Source organism: Methylomarinum vadi (assembly GCF_000733935.1).
GTDB classification, from domain to species: Bacteria; Pseudomonadota; Gammaproteobacteria; order Methylococcales; family Methylomonadaceae; genus Methylomarinum; species Methylomarinum vadi.
Genome location: NZ_JPON01000001.1, coordinates 3,122,147 through 3,142,479, shown reverse-complemented (window position 1 = coordinate 3,142,479; position 20,333 = coordinate 3,122,147). Strand labels below are relative to the sequence as shown.

The 20,333-nt window shown below is 53.2% G+C and carries 19 protein-coding genes; 8 read left to right on the top strand and 11 right to left on the bottom strand.

What is annotated here, in order from left to right; all coding sequences use genetic code 11:
* The first annotated feature begins 18 nt into the window (after nt 1-18).
* Complete coding sequence (locus tag EP25_RS0115620) at nt 19-1,158, top strand: PilT/PilU family type 4a pilus ATPase (protein WP_031434759.1); 1,140 nt, start codon at nt 19-21, stop codon at nt 1,156-1,158.
* Between the two features lie 34 nt (nt 1,159-1,192).
* Here EP25_RS0115620 and djlA read toward each other — a convergent pair whose 3' ends face one another.
* Nucleotides 1,193-2,002: a co-chaperone DjlA gene (gene djlA / locus EP25_RS0115615; RefSeq protein WP_031434758.1), complete on the bottom strand. Its 810-nt coding sequence runs from the start codon at nt 2,000-2,002 to the stop codon at nt 1,193-1,195.
* A gap of 65 nt (nt 2,003-2,067) precedes the next feature.
* On the opposite strand from djlA, the gene EP25_RS0115610 reads away from it, so the two are divergent.
* Nucleotides 2,068-2,964 (top strand): phosphoribosylaminoimidazolesuccinocarboxamide synthase, encoded by an 897-nt coding sequence (locus EP25_RS0115610; protein ID WP_031434757.1) that lies wholly within the window; start codon nt 2,068-2,070, stop codon nt 2,962-2,964.
* Nucleotides 2,965-2,990: 26 nt separating this feature from the next.
* Here the strand turns inward: EP25_RS0115610 and radC are convergent, their stop codons facing one another.
* Nucleotides 2,991-3,665 (bottom strand): RadC family protein, encoded by a 675-nt coding sequence (radC, locus tag EP25_RS0115605; RefSeq protein WP_031434756.1) that lies wholly within the window; start codon nt 3,663-3,665, stop codon nt 2,991-2,993.
* Nucleotides 3,666-3,902: 237 nt separating this feature from the next.
* On the opposite strand from radC, the gene coaBC reads away from it, so the two are divergent.
* The 4 genes from coaBC to argB all read left to right on the top strand — a co-directional run bounded on the left by coaBC (nt 3,903) and on the right by argB (nt 9,163).
* Nucleotides 3,903-5,084, top strand: coding sequence for a bifunctional phosphopantothenoylcysteine decarboxylase/phosphopantothenate--cysteine ligase CoaBC (gene coaBC / locus EP25_RS0115595; protein WP_235185922.1), 1,182 nt, complete (start codon nt 3,903-3,905; stop codon nt 5,082-5,084).
* On the top strand, nt 5,065-5,520 hold the full coding sequence (dut, locus tag EP25_RS0115590) for a dUTP diphosphatase (RefSeq protein ID WP_031434754.1): 456 nt from the start codon (nt 5,065-5,067) through the stop codon (nt 5,518-5,520). The genes coaBC and dut overlap by 20 nt, the downstream gene beginning before the upstream one ends.
* 29 nt (nt 5,521-5,549) lie before the next feature.
* Entirely contained in the window at nt 5,550-8,057 is a 2,508-nt protein-coding gene (locus EP25_RS0115585) for a phosphomannomutase/phosphoglucomutase (RefSeq protein ID WP_031434753.1), read from the top strand.
* 215 nt (nt 8,058-8,272) lie between these two features.
* The gene (argB, locus tag EP25_RS0115580; protein WP_031434752.1) at nt 8,273-9,163 is read left to right on the top strand and encodes an acetylglutamate kinase; all 891 of its coding nucleotides are present in this window, start codon (nt 8,273-8,275) and stop codon (nt 9,161-9,163) included.
* Here the strand turns inward: argB and EP25_RS0115575 are convergent.
* The 4 genes from EP25_RS0115575 to murJ form a co-directional block, all read right to left on the bottom strand.
* Entirely contained in the window at nt 9,146-10,153 is a 1,008-nt protein-coding gene (locus EP25_RS0115575) for a DUF4124 domain-containing protein (protein WP_235185921.1), read from the bottom strand. The genes argB and EP25_RS0115575 overlap by 18 nt on opposite strands.
* A gap of 158 nt (nt 10,154-10,311) precedes the next feature.
* Nucleotides 10,312-10,887, bottom strand: a complete 576-nt coding sequence (locus EP25_RS0115565; RefSeq protein ID WP_031434750.1) for a YggT family protein — start codon at nt 10,885-10,887, stop codon at nt 10,312-10,314.
* Nucleotides 10,887-11,714, bottom strand: a complete 828-nt coding sequence (proC, locus tag EP25_RS0115560) for a pyrroline-5-carboxylate reductase (protein WP_031434749.1) — start codon at nt 11,712-11,714, stop codon at nt 10,887-10,889. The genes EP25_RS0115565 and proC overlap by 1 nt, the downstream gene beginning before the upstream one ends.
* Before the next feature lie 94 nt (nt 11,715-11,808).
* Entirely contained in the window at nt 11,809-13,341 is a 1,533-nt protein-coding gene (murJ, locus tag EP25_RS0115555) for a murein biosynthesis integral membrane protein MurJ (protein WP_031434748.1), read from the bottom strand.
* Nucleotides 13,342-13,436: 95 nt separating this feature from the next.
* Between murJ and rpsT the strand changes: the two genes are divergently transcribed.
* Complete coding sequence (rpsT, locus tag EP25_RS0115550; RefSeq protein ID WP_031434747.1) at nt 13,437-13,700, top strand: 30S ribosomal protein S20; 264 nt, start codon at nt 13,437-13,439, stop codon at nt 13,698-13,700.
* Nucleotides 13,701-13,774: 74 nt separating this feature from the next.
* On the opposite strand, the gene proB is transcribed toward rpsT, so the two are convergent.
* From proB to rplU, 4 genes are all read right to left on the bottom strand, one after another.
* Entirely contained in the window at nt 13,775-14,899 is a 1,125-nt protein-coding gene (gene proB, locus EP25_RS0115545) for a glutamate 5-kinase (RefSeq protein ID WP_031434746.1), read from the bottom strand.
* A complete protein-coding gene (gene cgtA / locus EP25_RS0115540; RefSeq protein ID WP_031434745.1) occupies nt 14,892-15,920 on the bottom strand; it encodes an Obg family GTPase CgtA in 1,029 nt (342 codons plus the stop codon). The genes proB and cgtA overlap by 8 nt, the downstream gene beginning before the upstream one ends.
* A gap of 91 nt (nt 15,921-16,011) precedes the next feature.
* Entirely contained in the window at nt 16,012-16,269 is a 258-nt protein-coding gene (rpmA, locus tag EP25_RS0115535; protein WP_031434744.1) for a 50S ribosomal protein L27, read from the bottom strand.
* A 17-nt stretch (nt 16,270-16,286) separates the two neighbouring features.
* Nucleotides 16,287-16,598 (bottom strand): 50S ribosomal protein L21, encoded by a 312-nt coding sequence (gene rplU, locus EP25_RS0115530; RefSeq protein WP_031434743.1) that lies wholly within the window; start codon nt 16,596-16,598, stop codon nt 16,287-16,289.
* Nucleotides 16,599-16,807: 209 nt separating this feature from the next.
* On the opposite strand from rplU, the gene ispB reads away from it, so the two are divergent.
* The gene (gene ispB, locus EP25_RS0115525) at nt 16,808-17,812 is read left to right on the top strand and encodes an octaprenyl diphosphate synthase (RefSeq protein WP_031434742.1); all 1,005 of its coding nucleotides are present in this window, start codon (nt 16,808-16,810) and stop codon (nt 17,810-17,812) included.
* Nucleotides 17,813-17,911: 99 nt separating this feature from the next.
* Here ispB and EP25_RS0115520 read toward each other — a convergent pair whose 3' ends face one another.
* On the bottom strand, nt 17,912-19,888 hold the full coding sequence (locus EP25_RS0115520; protein WP_031434741.1) for a methyl-accepting chemotaxis protein: 1,977 nt from the start codon (nt 19,886-19,888) through the stop codon (nt 17,912-17,914).
* Between the last annotated feature and the right edge of the window lie 445 nt (nt 19,889-20,333).

Genomic DNA, 20,333 nt, shown 5'->3' with positions numbered 1-20,333 from the left:
CGCAACCTGGAGAATACGATGGATTTTACCGCGCTGCTGGCATTGATGGTGCAAAAAAAGGCATCCGACCTGTTCATCACGGCCGGCAAACCGCCCGCGATGAAAGTCGACGGCAAAGTCGCCGAAGTGTCGAAAACGCCATTGACGCCCGAACAGTCCCGCAAGGTCGTGTTGAGCATCATGGAACAACGCCAACGCGACGAATTCGAGAACACCAAGGAATGCCAATTTGCCCTGAGCGTCGACAAACTCGGCCGTTTCCGGGTCAGCGCCTTCACGCAACGCGATGCGGCCGGAATGGTGTTGCGCCGCATCGAATCCGAAGTACCGGAAGCCGACAGCCTTCACCTTCCGCCGGTCCTGAAAGACTTGATCATGTACAAGCGGGGCTTGGTGATTTTTGTCGGCGCCACCGGCACCGGTAAATCGACCTCGTTGGCCGCCTTGATCCGGCATCGCAACGAAAGTACCAGCGGCCATATCATCACCATCGAGGACCCGATCGAATTCACCCATCCTCATCTGGGCTGCATCGTCACGCAACGGGAAGTCGGGCTGGACACCGAGTCTTACGAAGTGGCTTTGAAGAACACGCTGCGGCAAGCACCGGACGTCATCCTGATCGGCGAAGTGCGTACCCGCGAAACCATGCAACACGCGATCACCTTCGCCGAGACCGGTCACTTGTGCCTATGCACCCTGCACGCCAACAACGCCAACCAAGCCATCGACCGGATTCTGCACTTCTTCCCCGAAGAAATGCACAGCCAGTTGTTCATGGATCTGTCGCTTAACCTGCGCGGTATCGTCGCCCAGCAATTGATCAAACGGGCCGACGGCAAGGGCCGTTACCCGGCCGTCGAAATCATGCTGAATACGCCATTGATGGCCGACCTGATTCGCAAGGGCGAAGTCCATAAATTGAAAGAATTGATGAAAAATTCGCGCGAGCACGGCATGCAAACCTTCGACCAGGCGCTGTACGATCTCTACACCGCCGGCAAGATCAGTTACGAAGACGCGCTCAACGCCGCCGATTCCAGAAACGAGGTACGCCTGATGATCAAACTGGGCGCGGAAAATGCCGGCACGCTCGACGGCGAGGACGGCATGACGCTAGCCGAAACAGAAGAAGAGCCCGGCGGCAGTATTTATTGAGTTGCGCTAACCCATAGCGCCGTAAAACTCTGCATCAAGTCCCCCGCGCCGCCTTGATCGCTTCATAAGCCTTGCGGATCTGCTGGGTTTTTTCCTTGGCTAATACCATCATTTCCTCCGGCAAGCCTTTGGCGACCAGTTTGTCGGGATGGTGTTGCCCCATCAACCGGCGATAGGCCTTTTTGACTTCGGCATCGCTGGCGGTCGATTTCACGCCCAATACCGTGTAGGCATCGTCCAGCGCGCTCGTTTGCGCTTGCCTCGATTCCCGATACTGCCCGCCATAACGATAAAAGCGTTGCTGGGCCTGGAACTGCATCTTCATGGTTTCGTATTCGAAGCGGGATACATGCAGGTGCGCACAAATCTTCAGCAGCAGGGCTTCCTCCGCCCGATCCAGCCCGCCGTCGGCGTAGGCCGCCTGGATTTGTATTTCCATGAACATGCGTATCAATTGCGTGCGCCGGTGGCATTCCCGGCGGAACTGGTCGAGTACGTCATACAAAGGAAATCCGGGCTGCTTGCCCTGGCGGAACAGATTAATGGCGGTATTGCGCATTTCGCCGGACAACCTCATTTCATCCATAACGCGTTTGGCCAAATTGATTTCCGCCTCGGTAACTCTTCCATCCGCCTTGGCCAAGTGCCCCATCACCGCAAAAGTGGCGGTAAAAAAAGCCATTTGCACTCGATGCTGGTCCCCTCGGCCGAGACGTACGTCACCTTGCATCCCTTCCATGCCGGTATCGAACTGGTGTCCAACCGAAGCACCGAGTATCGCGCCCAACGGCCCTCCCAGCAAAAAGCCGAAGGCGCCGCCCACAACCTTTCCCAACCAACTCATATGACTATCAATCCTAGCGTTAAATGATAAAATGGCGTCTTAATTGTTATTTATTACCCCTTATTATGAATGTTCCCGCCGCACTTTACGAATCTTCAATCTCGAATTTAAAACTGCTGGCCCGCGGAAAAGTCCGTGATATTTACGAGATCGATGCCCAACATCTGCTGATTGTCACGACCGATCGAATGTCGGCGTTCGATGTCATTCTGCCGGACCCGATCCCGGGAAAAGGACGCGTGCTGACCAGTGTCTCCAATTTTTGGTTCAACAAAATGCGGCACATCATGCCGAACCATCTCGCCACCGATTTGACGTTGCAGCAAGTCATACCCGACGCCGAGGAACGGGCCCATGTGGCCTGTCGGGCGATTATCGTTAAACGACTGCAACCGTTGCCGGTGGAAGCGATTGTACGCGGTTATCTGATTGGTTCTGGTTGGAAGGATTACCAAAAAACCGGAGAGGTCGGCGGCATTAAATTACCCGCCGGCCTGCAACAAGCCTCCCAACTGCCGGAACCGATCTACACCCCTTCCACCAAGGCCGAGGTCGGCGATCACGACATCAACATTTCGTTCGCCGACACGATCCCGCTGCTCGGACAAGCCGTGGCGGAAAAAGTCCGCGAGGCGAGCCTCAAAATATATTCGGAAGCCGCGACTTACGCGAGGGAACGCGGCATCATCATCGCCGATACCAAATTTGAATTCGGCCTGGATAAGGACGGAACACTGTACCTGATCGATGAAGTTTTGACGCCGGATTCCTCCCGTTTCTGGCCGGCCGATCAATACCAGGTTGGCATCAGTCCACCAAGCTTCGACAAACAATACTTGCGTGATTACCTGGAAACACTGGACTGGGACAAGACCGCTCCCGGCCCTTCCTTGCCAGCGGAAGTCACCGAGCAATGCGCCGCCAAATACCGGGAAGCGGAGATCCGCCTGACGCAAGACTAAGCGACAACCTACTACTTCACGGTGATTTACACCAAGCCATGCTCGGCGAAGGAATAGGGGACGCCGTCACCAACGATAAAATGATCGAGCACCCGAATATCGAACAAGGCCAGCGCCTGCTTGAGCTTATCGGTAATCTGCCTATCCGCCTGACTGGGTTCGTTGATTCCGGAAGGATGATTGTGCGCGAAAATTACCGCCGCGGCATTATGGGACAAGGCTTTTTTGGCGACTTCCCGGGGATAGACGCTGGCCCCGTCTATCGTCCCCCGAAACAACTCTTCAAACTGCAATACCCGATGTTGATTATCCAGGAACAAGCAGGCAAACACCTCGTAACTGTAGCCGCGCAATTGCGCGCTTAAATAGGCCCGGGTAATATCGGGGCTGGTCAATGCATCGCCTCGTTGCAGAATCTCCTCGAAATGGCGCCTGGCCATTTCCAAAACCGCTTGTAACTGGGCATATTTGGCCGTGCCCAACCCGTTTGCCAAACAAAAACGCGCTTGATCAGCCTCCAACAACGCTTTCAGGGAACCAAAATCGTTCAATAATTCCCTGGCAAGGTCGACCGCCGATTTGCCTTGCGTGCCGGTGCGCAAAAAAATGGCCAACAATTCCGCATCGGTCAGCGCCCCCGCCCCTTTGTGCAACAGTTTCTCCCGCGGCCGGTCTTCCGCCGGCCAGTCCTTTATTCCCATAGCATAACCCTCTATCAACCGTATCCCCGAGCTCGCGCCAACCGACTAACTCCTGTAGTCGGCCGACGGTTTATCGGTTCCTCCCGTTTTCTCGATTTCTTCACGACGTCTTTTGGCGCCGGGCCCGGCGCCGGCTTCCCTCGTCTTCAAATTAAGCATAGAAGAATCGTCCCCCGTTTGCCATAATAAACAGCTATTTAAACTGTCGAAAGGAATAACCCTATCAACAAGCGAATTTTGCTAGGAGTCTGTGGCGGCATTGCTGCCTACAAATCCGCCGAACTGGTGCGCCTATTGAAAAAACGAGGTATTGAAGTTCGCGTGGTAATGACCGAATCGGCCAAACAATTCGTCACTCCGTTGACCTTTCAAGCCTTGAGCGGCAACCCTGTCCATAGTCGATTGCTGGACGCCGACGAAGAAAACGCCATGGGACATATCAATCTCGCTCGTTGGGCCGATGCCGTCGTTATCGCCCCCGCCACGGCCAATATGATCGCCAAATTGAGCTGCGGTCTGGCGGACGACTTGCTCTCGACACTGTCTCTCGCGGCTGAATGCCCGATCTATCTGGCACCGGCGATGAACCAGGCGATGTGGCGCAAAGCTGTTACCCGGGAAAACATCGCCCGTTTACAAAGCCACGGCGTCCATCTAATCGGCCCGGAAGCGGGAGACCAAGCATGCGGCGAAACCGGCTTGGGCAGAATGGCCGAAGCGGAAACAATCTGCGCGGCGCTAACCGAGTCGACCAGCGACAAGCCATTACTCAACAAAAAAGTACTGATCAGTGCCGGTCCGACCCGTGAAGCATTGGATCCGGTGCGTTATATCAGTAATCGCAGTTCCGGCAAAATGGGCTATGCTATAGCTAATGCCGCCAAAAAAGCAGGCGCACTAGTAACCCTGATTAGTGGCCCGGTAAATCTACAACCTCCCGGCGACATCGAAATCGTCAATGTGGAAAGCGCCGAACAAATGTATGACGCGATTGTTCCCCGCGCCCAGGATTTCGATATTTACATCGGCGCGGCGGCGGTCGCCGATTACCGGCCGGCGGATGTGCGAGCACAAAAAATCAAAAAACAGGGTGAAGAAAGCGTCATCAAACTACAGCGCAATCCCGATATCGTGGCCAGTGTCGCGGCGCTTGAGCACAAGCCCTTCGTGGTCGGCTTCGCCGCTGAAACCGACGACCTGGAAAATTATGCAAAGAACAAGATGCTGAGCAAAAATTTGGACATGATTGCCGCCAATTGGGTCGGTGGAAAACAGGGCGGATTCGATAGCGATCTGAACGCACTGAAGGTTTTCTGGCGCCATGGCCAAAAAGACTTGGCCATGACCGATAAACGACATTTGGCAGAACAACTCATACGCTTAATTGCCGCAAGGTTAAATGAAAAAAATACAGCTTAAAATTCTGGATAAACGACTGGGCAATGAAATCCCCCTTCCCAACTATGCCACCTCCGGTTCGGCAGGACTCGATTTGAGAGCCTGCCTAGACCATGCCGTCACGCTGGAACCCGGCGAAACGTATCTGATTCCAACCGGACTCGCCATACATATCGACGACCCTAGCCTGGCCGCGATATTGCTCCCCCGCTCGGGATTGGGCCATAAACATGGCATCGTCTTGGGCAACCTGGTCGGCCTGATCGATTCGGATTACCAGGGCCAGGTTTTTGTCTCCTGTTGGAACCGGGGCAACACTGCATTTACCATCGCCATAGGCGAACGCATCGCGCAAATGGTCTTCGTGCCGGTGACGCAAGTGCAATTCGATTGCGTCAGCGAATTCGATGAAAGCCACCGCGGCATTGGCGGATTTGGCCATACCGGCCGCCATTAACTTATCTTATAGCAAGGAGATATCCCAAGATGTCCCGCATTTTCACGATCTTATCTGTGCTCGCGGTATTTTTGATTGTTCTCGCCGGTTTTAGCGCCTATTGGTTTTCCTTGCCGGATATCCGCCAGGCTAAACAAAAAACGACTTCAGCCTTAGCCAGCGGTATCTCCTTGGCCATTTCCAGTCGCTTAAATACATTACAGGACAGCGTCGACAAACTGGCGCAAATGCCGGAAGTGATCGAGGCGTTCGAACAGGACAATCGCAACGAACTGCGATTGCTTTCCAAGAGATTGGCCACATTGTTACCCGATACGCTGAACCTGCGCTTATTGCCCCCCCATGTCAGCGAACTCGATCAATCCTCGACGCCGCACATGGGATACGCCGACCTGGAAATGGTTCAGGCCACACTCAAGGGCAAACAAGCGCCGACCGTTCAGGGCGAAGGAGAACATCGCCACCTCGCCATTACCAGCCTCGTCAGCAAGGATGGTAAAGCCATAGGAGTTTTATTGGCCAGCATGAAATACGATTTCATCAATGCCACGGTTAACGGCGCCGGCATCAGCGAAGGCATGTTCGAACTTAAACAACAGCGCACCATTCTCAGTAGCGCCGGCGACCCCCAAGTCAAAACGGCCCAAGCTCAGGAGTTACGTATTCCGCATTCATCCTGGATTATCCTGTACTGGCCGGAACAACAGGCCGGCGTTTCGGAATTGACCCTGATCCTTGCAACTATTGCCTTATGCGGATTGTCCGCCTGCCTGGCTTTTTTTATCGGCTACCGAAAACTGTCCGATTATTTACGCCAGGATCAGGCTAGCATTTTCAAAGTCACTAAAGATTTGGTCAGCGGCAAAATGGCCGGAAACTATCCGGTGCAATTGCATGAGATGAAATCGATCATCTCGACCTTGGTACAGTATAAACGCGTGCTCGATCAACAGGATAACGAAGCCCCCGAGACGAAAAAGGAATTCGAGGATGATTTTTTCGACGAAGGCCTGGACACCAGCTTCTTGGATACGCCGGGCATTGACACCAGCGAGAGTAAGCCGGTGAAAATCAAGGTAGAAGAAGCGCCCGCAAGCAAACTGCAAAAGAAACCCGCCCCAGCTCCCGCCACGGCCATGCCCAGCGTTTTGAAAAGCCAACCGAATACGGAAAACATCTTCCGGGCTTACGATATTCGTGGCGTGGTCGATAAAAGCCTGACGCCTGAGATAGTCTTCAAGATTGGCCAGGCTCTGGCCAGCGAAGCCAAGCAACAAGGTGTCAAAACGATCGTGGTCGGACGCGACGGACGCAAATCGAGCCAGGCACTGGCTACCTCGTTGATGCAAGGCATTATCGCCACGGGTCTCGATGTGCTTGACATCGGCTTGATACCGACCCCGGTGCTGTATTTCGTTGCTCATCATAGCGACGGGCGCAGCGGGGCGATGATAACCGGGAGTCACAATCCCGCCGAATACAATGGCATTAAGATGATGCTGAAAGGCGAAACGCTGGCCGGCAAAAAAATCCAAGCCTTAAAACAGCGAATCGAGAACAATGATTTCGCCACTGGCGCCAGCGGCTCGATAGAACAAAACACCCTGTTTACCAACGAATACATCGGCATCATTTCCGAGGACATACATATTGTCCGGCCAATGAAGGTGGTATTGGATTGCGGCAACGGCGCCGCTGCTGAACTGGCGCCGATCCTGCTGAAAACGCTCGGCTGCGAGTTAATTGAATTATTTTGCGAAATCGACGGCAGCTTCCCGAATCATCACCCCGATCCCAGCAAACCGGAAAATCTTCAGGATTTAATCACGGCGGTAAAACGACACGAAGCCGATGTCGGCATCGCTCTCGACGGCGACGGCGACCGCTTGGGCGTGGTCGACTCCAGCGGCAAGATCATCTGGCCGGATCGGCAAATGATGCTCTTCGCCAAGGATGTCTTGGCCAGCAAACCGGCGACGGAAGTCATTTTCGATGTCAAATGCTCCCGTCATCTCGGCGATCAAATCATAAAATACGGCGGCCGGCCATTGATGTGGAAAACCGGGCATTCTCTGATCAAAGCCAAATTAAAGGAAACCGGGGCGTCGCTGGCCGGCGAGATGAGCGGCCACATTTTTTTCAATGACCGCTGGTTCGGCTTTGACGACGGGCTTTACGCCGCCGCGCGAGTGATCGAAATCCTGTCCGCCGATACCCGCTCCAGCAGCGAAGTCTTTGCCTCCCTGCCCGACAGCGTGAACACGCCAGAAATAACGATCGCCATGCCGGAAGGGGAGAACATTCGCTTCGTCGAACAACTCTCCAGTACGGCCAAATTTCCCAACGCCAATGTCCTGAATATCGACGGCATTCGGGTCGAGTTCGAGGACGGATGGGGGTTGATCAGAGCCTCCAACACGACGCCGTCCCTGGTAGCGCGCTTCGAAGCCGACGACCAACAGGCCTTGAAACGCATCCAGGAACAATTTAAACAATTGCTGCTGAGTCTCAAACCGGACCTATCCCTGCCTTTCTAAGGTCGAGCACTAATCAAGCGATAAAGAGAAGACGATTGGCGCTACGCCATTCGTTATTGTTCCTGATCAAAAACAGCGGAAGTCCATATAAGCATGCTTGGGCCTCGATTGTTGGGTAACCGCGTGCGCCTCTGGCAGAGACTTCAAAATCTGGCCACCCTACTTTACAATGCTTCTTCAATTCTTTTCGAGCCGTTTTTAACTAACACGATTCCATGAAAAAAAACACCGCCCATCAAATTGCTCATGTCCTGATCGAAGCTCTCCCGTATATTCAGAAATTCAAGGACAAAACCGTCGTTATAAAATTTGGCGGCAACGCCATGATCGACGAGGAACTGAAACACAGCTTCGCGCGCGATATCGTGTTGATGAAACTGGTCGGCATCAACCCGATCGTCGTACACGGCGGCGGTCCGCAAATCGGCCAATTATTGGAAAAAATCGGCAAATCTACCGAATTCGTCGACGGTATGCGGGTCACCGACAGCGAAACGATGGATGTCGTCGAAATGGTACTAGGAGGACTGGTCAATAAACAGATCGTCAACCTGATCAACCTGCATGGGGGCAAGGCGGTCGGCCTGACCGGCAAGGACGGCAATTTCATCCATGCCCGCAAAATCAAATTCCAGAAATCGTCACCCGAAACCGATGCCAGCGAAATCATCGACCTTGGGCATGTCGGCGAAGTCAGCAGTATCGACCCTTCCGTGGTCGACATGTTGGGCCACAGCGATTTCATTCCTGTCATCGCGCCGATCGGGGTCGGTAAGGACGGATATTCCTATAATATCAACGCAGACTTAGTGGCCGGTAAAGTGGCCGAAGTATTGAAAGCGGAAAAATTGATGCTGTTGACCAACACCCGGGGCATTCTGGATAAACAAAACCAACTTCTAACTGGCTTGTCGCTGGGCGATATCGACAGACTGATCGCTGACGGAACCATTTCCGGCGGCATGATTCCAAAAACCCGCTGCGCCACCGATGCCTTGAAAGGCGGCGTCAACAGCGTACATATCATCGATGGCCGTGTCGACCACGCGGTTTTGCTGGAACTGTTCACCGACCAAGGGGTCGGCACGTTATTGCTCAGACGATAATCCCGACTCGATATACTTACTGAACGAGTGCCGGATTCGTTTTACCTTGGGTCCGGCACATAGTTCAACACCAATCGTCGATTTACGGCAGCGAATATCCAGAAAAATCTGCTGCCGACGTTCCCCCAATTCCATTTTGGAAACCGACAGACTAAGATCATTATCATCCTTCGGCGGAGCACGCATGATCAATTTATCAGTATCGATATCGACCGGAGTCGTGGAATACTTGGCGACAAAACTGCGGGCCAGGTCCCATGCTTTATCACATTGCCGCTGGTTCTCGCAGACAAAAAGCCCCAATTCGTTGGCGGCCTTATATTCGGCGCTTTTGCCGCTCAGCCGGCTCGGCTCCGTTTTGGACTGAGTCAGAAAAATAAAACGTTCGATATCCGTTTCAAATTCTTTCTTGACCGCCTTCCTTTTTTGCAGATGCCGAGCGATTTCAATCTTGACGGTATCGATTTGTTCCTTGGTCGCCGCGATTTCATCCAGCAATTTTTGCGGCACCTTCTGTCCATTGCGCTCGTACGAGGCCGCCTGTTTCTGCTGCTGGTCCAGTTGCAGTTCCAGGCGTACCTGATTGCCTTCGGCAACTTTGCGCTGCGCGTCCAAAGCCGACATTTTCCCTCTCAGCGCCAACTTCATATCCTCAACATTGCGAAAAGTGCTTAATAACACCTTATCGTGGGATTTCTGCTTGGCGATGATTTTTTCCTGCTCCCGGCGCAGTTTTTCCAGTCTTTTTTCCAACTCGACCTGTTCTTGAGTTTTAGCCTCCTCGACCACATCGACCACTCGGGCGCTTTCATTCAACTCTTCCCTTTTATGTTGAATCTGGTCCTGGGGGACCTGGTCCGAAAAAAACACCCGGCCATTGTCATCCACCCATCGATACATTTTTTTGGCATAAAGGTCTTGCGCCCCGACTTCCAACAACAGGAATGCGACCAATAAAGTGATAGGTTTTGCGACACGAAGGTTCAACATTTAACAATCAATTTGAGGAAACTGAGCCCTACAATGTGTGTTCGGCATTTATTCCGCTAACAATAGGCATTTGCCTGGCTATCAGACCGATAACAACCGGCCTGATATCATCGATTAGTATAGCCAATAAATAGACCGCGTTTGCGAGCAAGGCGACATTAACCGATCAAACTGGCCAATTGCTGCAACGGCGGCAAAATAATCATCTTCGCCAATTGCAGCAATACCAAGCCCACCAGCGGCGACAAATCGATCCCGCCCAGGTCAGGCACGACTTTCCGGCAAATATTCAGCACCGGCTCGGTCAAGCTATAAAGTATCGATGACGCCACATTGTAGTGTCCAGGATCGAACCAACTCAGTATCGCGCGGGCAAAAATAGCGAAGATGAAAACATTGAGAAACAAGGATATCAGCTGCGTCAGCGACAAGATCATCAATGCCGGAAAACTGACCATCAACCCCTTGATAGCCAGGATGGAAAAATCTGCGGTCATCTGCAACAAGATTGCCAAAACCAGGGAAGAACTATCAATCCGGCCGACCGAAGGAATATAGCGCCGCATGATCTTCAATGGCGGATGCGTCACTTTGACCAGGAACTGAGAAACCGGATTGTAAAAATCCGCATTGGTCCATTGCAATAAAAAACGCAAAACCACCGCTAAAATGTAAAGGGAAAACAGGGTATCGATCAAAAAAATGAATGGATCGGTCATATATGAAGTTCCCATTATTTCTCCCCTAATTCTTTAGACATCTCGACCGCTCTGTCTCTGGCCGCATGCATCGCTTTGGAAACCAATGATACGAATTCGCCTTGTTGAAACATTTCGATGGCCTGTTGCGTCGTTCCTCCCGGCGAGGTAACCCGGGCCCGCAGTTGTGCCGGCGATTCGGATGATTCCAACGCGATTTTAGCCGCCCCCAACGCCGTTTGCTGGACCAACAAGCGGGCCATGTGTTCGCTAAGCCCCAATTCCTGCGCCGCCTTTTCCATCGCCTCCATGAGCAAGAAGTAATACGCCGGGCCGCTCCCCGATACGGCCGTCACCGCATCCAATTCGCATTCGTTATCGACCCACAAGGTCAACCCGACGGCGCGCAAGATATTTTCCGCCAAATCTTTCTGTTCATCGCTGACTTTTTCGTTGGCATGCAACGCGGTCGCTCCCGTCAACACCAGTGCCGGTGTATTCGGCATGCAGCGCACGATGGCCACCTGCTCGCCCAGCCACTGCGACAAACTGAGCTGGCTGATGCCGGCCGCGATCGACACCACCAACACCTTATTTTGTTGCGCCAACGCCGCGACGCCGGCCGCAACCTCGCGCAACACCTGAGGCTTGACCGCGAGTACGACGACATCCGCTTCATTGACCACGGTAGCGTTATCACGGGTCACATTAACCTTCAATTTAGCGGCCAGCGCTTGCAACGTATCGGAATTAATATCCGACACCCAGATTTGCTTTGGCGAATGCCCGCTATCGATCAACCCCTTTATCAAACTGGCGGCCATGTTACCGCCGCCGATAAATCCAATTGCTTTTGTTTTCATATCCTGCCAAGAATTAATTCACGTTCACAAAATTAAGGACTATTCTACCTTAACTAAAATTCACTGTAATCTTGTGCCGGAATCCCAACGCCCTTTATCTTGCCGACAAATGCCTGAAGCGGAAACCGGACAGCAGCAAAGCCAACGCATAGACCAGCGCGCCCAACCCGATCCAGGCAGCCAAATTCATGACGCGTTGCTCCGCCCCCCAGCCGAACCAGAGCTCGGCATCGACCAAGCGATACAGGAATACGGCCATGATTTCATTGGCCAGTATGATGCGCAAGATAAAGATCCGCCAGCGCCTGCCCGGCCGGTAAACTTTTTCTTTGAGTAACCGAGACAATAACAGCGAAGCGTTAAAAAACGCACCCAGCGAAGTCGCTAAGGCCAACCCGGCATGGGCCAACGGAAAAACCAAGGCGACATTCATCGCCATATTGGCGATCATCGCATAGATGCCGTAACGCACCGGCGTCTTGGTATCCTTGCGCGAAGTAAAACCCGGCACCAACACCTTGACCAGGATAAATCCCAGTAAGCCGATGGCATAGGCTCGCAGGCTGAGCCCAGCCATCTGCACATCGTCGCGGCCGAATTCATGATATTGGAACAACGTCGACAGCATCGGTTCGGCCAATAAAAACAAGCCCAGCGCTGCCGGCATTCCGATCAACAACACCAGCCTCAAACCCCAGTCCAGCGACCGGGAGAATTCTTCCTGCTGGTCGGCGGCATGGTTTTTCGACAAACTTGGCAGAATCACGGTAGCCAGGGCAATGCCGAACACGCCCAGCGGGAATTCCACCAGGCGATCCGAATAATACAGCCAGGATACGCTACCGGTCGCCAGAAACGAAGCGATCAGAGTATCCAGCAATAAGTTGATTTGGGTGATGGAAACGCCGAATATAGCCGGCAGCATCAATTTCATGATCCGTTTGACGCCGGCATCGTAAAACCCGAACCGCAGTCTAGGCACCAACCCCAACCGCAGCAAGGCCGGAAATTGAAACAGCAATTGCACCACGCCGGCGGCGAACACGCCCCAGGCCAGCGCCACAACCGGATCGGGCATCAGCGGCGACAACCAGATTGCCGCAGCGATCATGCACAGGTTGAGAAATACCGGCGTGAACGCCGGCACCGCGAACTTGTCATGCGAGTTCAGAATGCCGCCGGCAAAGGCCACCGAGGAAATAAAAAACAGATAGGGAAAAGTAATGCGCAGCATCTGTACGGCCAAATCGTATTGCTCTCCCTCCCATAAAAAACCGGGAGCAAAAATCGTAATCAGCACCGGCGCGCCGACCACGCCGAGGATGGTCACTAGCATAAGAACTAGGGCCAGCGTACCGCCGGTACGATCGATAAACGCCTTCAAGGCCTCGCGCCCGCCCTGCTCCTTGTAATCGGACAAGACCGGCACGAAGGATTGCGCAAAGGCCCCTTCGGCAAACAGACGGCGTAAGAAGTTGGGAATCTTAAAGGCGACAAAAAAAGCATCGGTGCCGGAGTCTACTCCAAAGATACGGGCAAACAACATGTCCCGAATGAATCCCAATATCCGCGAAATCATGGTCATGCTACTGACAATAGCGGTGGATTTGAACAATTGCCTACTCAACGCTTACTCCCTGAATAAAGCTAAAAAATTTGACAATCATACCATTTAAAAAGATAATGCACGGTTCTTGTAACACTAATCAGAATTGATACACCATGGCTAATTCACCACAAGCTAGAAAAAGAGCGCGCCAGGCTGAGAAAAGCCGTGTTCTCAACGCGGGACAACGCAGCAATTTACGCACTTTCATCAAAAAAGTTATCGCCGCTGTCAACGCCGGCGACAAAGAGCAGGCTCAAGCCGCTTTAAAAACAGCTGTACCCGTTATCGATTCAGCTGTTAACAAAGGCCTTATCCACAAAAACAAGGCGGCCCGCAACAAGAGCCGGCTTAACGCGAAAGTTCGCACCATGGCCTAAGCCCAAGCAGAACAAACAAAAAGCCGGTTCGCCCTCGACGCAACCGGCTTTTTTGTGTCCGCGCACAAGTCTTTTTACCTGATCAGCACCATATTATCGCGGTGTATCAACTCCTCTTCATCGGCATAGCCCAACAATGTTTCAAATTGCGAACTCGGCTTGCCGGCGACCTTCACGACCTCCTCCGAATTATAATTAATCAGGCCACGCGCAATCTCGACTCCCTGAGCGTCCACGCAACTGACCAAGTCGCCACGCCTAAACCCCCCCTTTACCGATTTCACGCCGACGGCCAGCAAGCTTTTACCGGCGCTTTGCAAAATACGCACTGCTCCATCGTCCAGCACCAAGCGCCCCTTGCTTTGCAACTGTCCCGCCAGCCAGCGCTTTCTCGCCGCCATCGGCGCGATGTCGGGCCTCAAGAACGTCCCCAACTCAGCTCCCGCAACCACCTCGGTGATGACATCCGGCAATTGCCCCGAAACGATGACGGTGCCGGCACCGGATCTCGCTGCCAAGCGCGCCGCCCTGACCTTAGTATACATCCCGCCGCGCCCCAGGCCGCTGCGACTGCCCCCCGCAACCTCATCCAATGTTCGATCGTTGACGCTAGCGCAAGCAATCAATTTGGCACCGGCATTGATACCAGGGTCTGAATCATACAAGCCGGTCTGGTCAGTCAAAATGATCAACAACTCGGCCTCGACCAGATTGGCGACCAACGCGCCTAGCGTATCATTATCGCCGAATCGAATTTCATCGGTGGCGACCGCATCGTTTTCATTGATCACCGGCACGACGCCAAACTCCAACAGCGTCAACAGAGTACTGCGCGCATTCAGATAGCGCTTACGATCGGACAAGTCGTCGTGGGTCAACAAAACTTGGGCCGTCAGCAAGCCATGCGCCTGAAACTTGTTCTCAAAATTCCGCACCAACCCCATCTGCCCGACCGAAGCCGCCGCCTGCAATTCATGCAGGGTTTCCGGGCGGGACTTTAATTTCAGGCGGCTCATGCCTTCCGCCACGGAACCGGACGACACCAGCACCACATCCTTGCCCTGCGCCCTGAGTTGCGCCATCTGCGCCACCCAGGAAGTAATGGCCGGCTTGTTCAATCCTTGCCCACCATTGGTCAACAAGGAACTACCAATTTTAACGACGATTCGTTTCGTCTTGACGAAATCAGCTCTATTCATCTTGCGCCTGACGCTGCTGCTCCAAATAATCCATGATCGCGTACATCAATTCCTGCGTACCCTGTTTTTTTAAGGCCGAAATGATATAAACCGGACCCTGCCAACCCAACTCCTCCACAATTCGGCGGCAATGCCCGTCAACCTCGTTCTCGGGCAAGCGGTCGATTTTGTTCAATACCAACCAACGAGGCTTGTCCGCCAATTCATCACTCCACTGTTCGAGCTCATGGATGATTTTATGAGCCGCCTCTACCGGCGCCTCCATGCTTTCGTAAGGCGCCACGTCGATTACATGCAGCAGCAGTCCGGTCCTGGACAAATGCCGCAGAAACTGCAATCCCAGGCCGGCGCCTTCTGCGGCCCCCTCGATAACTCCCGGAATATCGGCGATCACAAAGCTGCGCAGATCGTCGACCTTGACCACGCCTAGATTGGGATGCAGCGTAGTAAAAGGATAGTCCGCCACCTTGGGCCGCGCCGACGATACCGCCCGGATCAAGCTGGACTTGCCGGCATTCGGCATCCCCAACAACCCAACATCGGCGATCACCATCAACTCCAGCCGCAACACCCGCTGCTCGCCCGGCGAGCCCTTGGTGAACTGTTGCGGCGCCCGATTGACACTGCTTTTAAAACGGGTATTGCCTAGGCCGTGGAACCCCCCTTTCGCCACCAACAAGCGTTCCCCCGCCTTGGTCAGATCGCCGATTTTTTCGTCGGTCTCCGCCTCGTAAACCACCGTTCCCGGCGGCACATGGACGAAACAGTCTTCGCCCTTGCGCCCGGTACAATTACGCGCCATGCCGTTTTGGCCGCGCTGAGCCCGGTGTACGGAATGATAACGAAAATCCGCCAACGTATTGACGTTCTCGGCCGCAACCAGATAAACGCTGCCGCCATCGCCGCCGTCGCCGCCGTCCGGCCCGCCCATCGGAATAAATTTTTCCCGGCGGAATGTCGCGATGCCGTTGCCACCGTCACCCGCTTCCACCCGAATTTCCGCTTCATCTACAAATTTCATAACCTTACCGATAGAAACAAAAAAGCCCCGTCAACAGGGACGAGGCTTTTGTCAGATTCCGTTTGCGCTGCAGTCACAGCATAAGCAGTTCTTATGCGGCCGCAATACTGATGTACTTGCGGTTTTTGGGACCTTTCACTTCAAAAACCACTTTACCGTCCGCAGTGGCAAACAAGGTATGATCCTTGCCTATTCCGACGTTGTCGCCAGCATGGAATTTAGTACCGCGTTGACGAACCAAAATATTGCCGGCTTTTACCTCCTGGCCGCCAAAGCGTTTAACGCCCAAACGCTGGGCATTGGAATCACGTCCGTTTCGGGTACTACCACCCGCCTTCTTATGAGCCATTTTTGAACCCCTTTATGTTATGCAGAAATACCAGTAATTTTGACTTCTGTGTAGTATTGACGATGACCCATTTGTTTCATGTGGTGCTTACGTCTTCTGAATTTAATGATCTTAACTTTTTTATGCCTGCCTTGGGAAACGACCTCGGCAGTCACCTTGCCGCCTTCGACATAAGGCTGACCGATTTTAACAGCATCGTCTGATTGCACCATCAGCACTTTATCAAACTCAACGCTGTCACCCGTTCCCAGTTCAAGCTTTTCTATTTTTAAGGTCGCACCTTCTTCGACTCGGTACTGTTTACCACCTGTTTGAATTACCGCATACATCAGCGCAAGCTCCATCAAGCATTTAATCTGTTAAAAGTGAACAGACAATTATATTTATAAAAAAAATCGTCGTCAATCAAAAATTTATTCGACAATTTTAGGTGCCTATAAAATAGCACATCAAAGTTATTGACACCAGCCCCTATTTTTAACTAGCATGGCTGGTTATTTTAATATTCCTAAATAGGAATCCTTAACCTTAAAAAATAATGGCAGTAGAAGATTCACTCAACGCTTCGGCACCCATTGACTTTAATTCAATCAAAAACCTGACGGTAGCCGAGGCAAAAGCGGTTGACCAGCTGATTATCGACGAACTGAGCTCCGATGTCGTCCTCATTAACCAAATGAGCCATTACATCATCGGCAGCGGCGGCAAAAGGCTGCGTCCGATGTTGCTGTTGCTCGCCGCCAAGGCGTTGGGGGAAGTCACCCATAACCACCTGGTCATGGCGGCCGTGATCGAATTCATCCATACCGCGACTTTGCTGCACGACGATGTCGTCGACGAATCGGAACTGAGGCGCGGCAAGGATTCCGCCAACGCCGTCTGGGGCAACGCCGCTAGTGTGCTGGTCGGCGATTATCTTTATTCCAGCGCCTTCGAGATGATGGTCGGCACCAACAACATGCGGGTCATGGAGATTTTATCCAAGACCACGACCGCCATCGCCGAGGGCGAGGTCTTGCAATTGCTGAATTGCAACAACCCTGAAACCACCGAAGAAAAGTATCTGGAAGTCATCGCCCGCAAAACCGCCATCTTGTTTAGCGCCGCGACCCGCCTCGCCGCGGTTCTCTCCGGCGCCGACACAGAAACCGAGGAGGCATTAGCAACCTACGGCCAGGAATTGGGCGTCGCTTTCCAATTGATCGACGATGCGCTGGATTACAAGGCCAATAGTGAAGACTTGGGCAAAAATCTGGGCGACGATCTGGCCGAAGGAAAGCCGACGCTGCCACTGATCCATGCCATCCAACACGGCAGCCAGCAACAGGCCGACGTGGTCGTCAACGCAATCAAGCAGGGCTCACGCGAAGCTTTCGCCGAGGTCTATGAAATCGTCAAGGCGACCAACGCCATCGAATACACCGAGCACTGCGCCGACGAAGCCGCGCAAAAAGCCATCAACGCCCTAACGCGCCTACCCGAGACTCAATATAAAGAGGCGCTAGAGTCACTAGCCCGCTTTTCGGTACAACGGGACCACTAACACCCCAAACCAGAGCCGAAACAGGGGCCGTTGACCGATACGGCCCTTTCTCACTGAGCCAGCCTCACGCCCGTTTCCATCAGCGAACTGGCTACTCGCCTAATGGATCATGAACTGGCTGACCAAAGCCTGTAAATTGTCGCCGACTTTAGTCAACTCACTGGCGCTGACTTTGTTTTTCTGCGCCTCAACCAAGGAATCGCCGGCCGCGTCAGCGCTATGACGAATACCCTGAGCAACCTCCTCGGCCACCGCCGACTGCTGTTCCGCCGCCGCTGCGATCAAAGCATTTTTCTCGTGGATGTCGTTTATCGCGGCGTGGATGGCGGCAAAAACCTGGCTGACCGCCTCGACCGCTTGCACGCCGAGAGTCGCCGCCCGCTGTTGTTTTTGCATATACCCGGCCGTCTGACGGGTCGCGCTATTGAGCTTTTCCAGCAAATACTGTATCTCGCCGGCCGACGCAGCAGTGTGCGAAGCTAGCTTACGCACCTCATCGGCGACCACGGCAAAGCCTCGCCCATGCTCTCCGGCGCGAGCCGCTTCGATCGCGGCATTCAAGGCCAGTAAATTGGTCTGTTCGGTGAATCCCTGAATCACGCCCAAGACGCCCTCAATGGCTTCGACATCATGCTGCAACTGCCGCAGGGATGCCGCGGTTTCCTCTGTCACCATCGCCAGCTCGTTTACTTGCGTCCGCGTGCCGCGCATGTGTTCGAGCCCGCCTTCGATACCTTCCTGTGCCTGAGTCGTCGCACCATGTGTCTCGCCCGCATTGCGGGCGACATCCTGAAACGAAAGCAACAACTGATTCATTTGCTCCGCTGCAGCGACACTCAGCTCCTGCTGTCCAGCCACGATCCGCTCCATTTGCCGGCCGCCCTCGATGACGGCCTGGCGGCATCGGTTCAAAGTGGCGGTCTCCTGATCGATATTGCCGATCAAGCGCTCGAAATAGCTTTTTAATTGCGCCACCGCATGGTTAAGCTGAGCGACTTCGGTGATCTTGCCGCACACGACAAACGATGAGCTCAAATCGCCTGTGGCAAGTTTATGCAGATACGTACTGGTGTGATTGATAATCATCGCAATATGTCGCAGCAGCAACAGCATCGCCACTCCGATTCCAACGATCAGCGATAAACAAACGACAACCATGACGTATAAACTGCTTTCTGTGGCCTGATAATCCATCGTGATCGATTGCCCCAATTGTTCAAGCCGATGCTGCAGATCCGACATTTTTTCGTCCGTAGCCGTGCGGCCGGCAATCTTGCGCTCGATGAATTTCCGCGCATTGTGCAATTCCTTGGGATACCGAGCGATCAATGACGCCAGTTCGGCTTTATGCTCCATACCGGCATCTTCTTGCCGATCCTCACTCGCCCCATTCCATCCCAACAAATCGGCCATTTCATCGCCTTGATCCTGTTGTTTGTAGACGCCAAGAGACGGATAATCAGCCAACTGGACCGACTTCTCCTCCAGCTCCTGCAGATAGATTTCAACCGTCTTTAAAGCGGCATCGCTCTGACTACTGAAATAGCTTTGCCGTGTTGTTGCCAGGCGTTGCAGCGCAAACTGCATCTCCCCCAACGTCTCAAAATACATCCTCCTGCTTGCCGCATCTACATTGCTCGATCGCCCAACATAACTTTGCAATATGGCAATTTCATCCGCTAACTGGTTTTCATTATTGATCAATAAAACCTGCGGATCGGCCATTTTCCCGGCCGCGCGCAAGTCGACGACCACGGTCTGCCGGATCGCTTGCAACAGCTCCCCGAAGACCTTGCGCGCCCTGGGCGATAAGGCATCCTCCCGGCTTGCCTTCGCGGCCAGTTCCTGAATATTGGCCTCGACCTCACTCAATAAAGTCGCATCGCCGGAATCGAGGTAAGCATTGATCGGAATCTGGACATTTCTTGTCACTTGGGTTTTCAGTTGCCCATATTTTTCCACCATGCGGAAGGCTTCGCTGAGATGGCTTAAAGACCAACTGACGGCGGCGATAAAAAAGACGATCACTAGGGCAAGACCGAGCGTTACCAAACGAGAGATATGCGTTATTTTCATGCTATTTGCAGATGTCGAGAACTGATGAGGAGTCGCAGAGCGAACACGGAGAGCTATCCTTTTCAAGGCATGTATGAATATCGTCAGCCGAGTTTATAACGGCCGGAATACTTATCGCATTTCCAATTTCGGCGGTGTCCAAGAAAGCAGCGGAGTGTTTGGCGGAGGTCTTGACAGCACGGATGCCGGGTGAAGCCTTCATGAACGTATTTACGCCGTCCTCTGCCAGGGATCCGGTACCGATTTTTGATCTATGAAGAGTATATCAAGGACGTGTTACCGGAAAGACTCCGAATAATAAACAGAGCGCAGAATAGCAAGCAAATATGACAGAAAAATGACACCCGCTTCTCCCTTGAGCGAAGCAGTTCACATTTTGAAACGAAAAGAGTGATCCTGGAGACAATTCCCATTCTGTCTGGGGATGGATCCGACGCTTCCGAGA

Excerpts from the sequence above, each read along its gene's own strand:
- EP25_RS0115620 (WP_031434759.1), top strand. The coding sequence starts at position 19 with ATGGATTTTACCGCGCTGCTGGCATTGATGGTGCAAAAAAAGGCATCC.
- djlA (WP_031434758.1), bottom strand. The coding sequence starts at position 2,002 with ATGAGTTGGTTGGGAAAGGTTGTGGGCGGCGCCTTCGGCTTTTTGCTG.
- EP25_RS0115610 (WP_031434757.1), top strand. The coding sequence starts at position 2,068 with ATGAATGTTCCCGCCGCACTTTACGAATCTTCAATCTCGAATTTAAAA.
- radC (WP_031434756.1), bottom strand. The coding sequence starts at position 3,665 with ATGGGAATAAAGGACTGGCCGGCGGAAGACCGGCCGCGGGAGAAACTG.
- dut (WP_031434754.1), top strand. The coding sequence starts at position 5,065 with ATGAAAAAAATACAGCTTAAAATTCTGGATAAACGACTGGGCAATGAA.
- EP25_RS0115585 (WP_031434753.1), top strand. The coding sequence starts at position 5,550 with ATGTCCCGCATTTTCACGATCTTATCTGTGCTCGCGGTATTTTTGATT.
- argB (WP_031434752.1), top strand. The coding sequence starts at position 8,273 with ATGAAAAAAAACACCGCCCATCAAATTGCTCATGTCCTGATCGAAGCT.
- EP25_RS0115575 (WP_235185921.1), bottom strand. The coding sequence starts at position 10,153 with ATGTTGAACCTTCGTGTCGCAAAACCTATCACTTTATTGGTCGCATTC.
- EP25_RS0115565 (WP_031434750.1), bottom strand. The coding sequence starts at position 10,887 with ATGGGAACTTCATATATGACCGATCCATTCATTTTTTTGATCGATACC.
- proC (WP_031434749.1), bottom strand. The coding sequence starts at position 11,714 with ATGAAAACAAAAGCAATTGGATTTATCGGCGGCGGTAACATGGCCGCC.
- rpsT (WP_031434747.1), top strand. The coding sequence starts at position 13,437 with ATGGCTAATTCACCACAAGCTAGAAAAAGAGCGCGCCAGGCTGAGAAA.
- proB (WP_031434746.1), bottom strand. The coding sequence starts at position 14,899 with ATGAATAGAGCTGATTTCGTCAAGACGAAACGAATCGTCGTTAAAATT.
- cgtA (WP_031434745.1), bottom strand. The coding sequence starts at position 15,920 with ATGAAATTTGTAGATGAAGCGGAAATTCGGGTGGAAGCGGGTGACGGT.
- rpmA (WP_031434744.1), bottom strand. The coding sequence starts at position 16,269 with ATGGCTCATAAGAAGGCGGGTGGTAGTACCCGAAACGGACGTGATTCC.
- rplU (WP_031434743.1), bottom strand. The coding sequence starts at position 16,598 with ATGTATGCGGTAATTCAAACAGGTGGTAAACAGTACCGAGTCGAAGAA.
- ispB (WP_031434742.1), top strand. The coding sequence starts at position 16,808 with ATGGCAGTAGAAGATTCACTCAACGCTTCGGCACCCATTGACTTTAAT.
- EP25_RS0115520 (WP_031434741.1), bottom strand. The coding sequence starts at position 19,888 with ATGAAAATAACGCATATCTCTCGTTTGGTAACGCTCGGTCTTGCCCTA.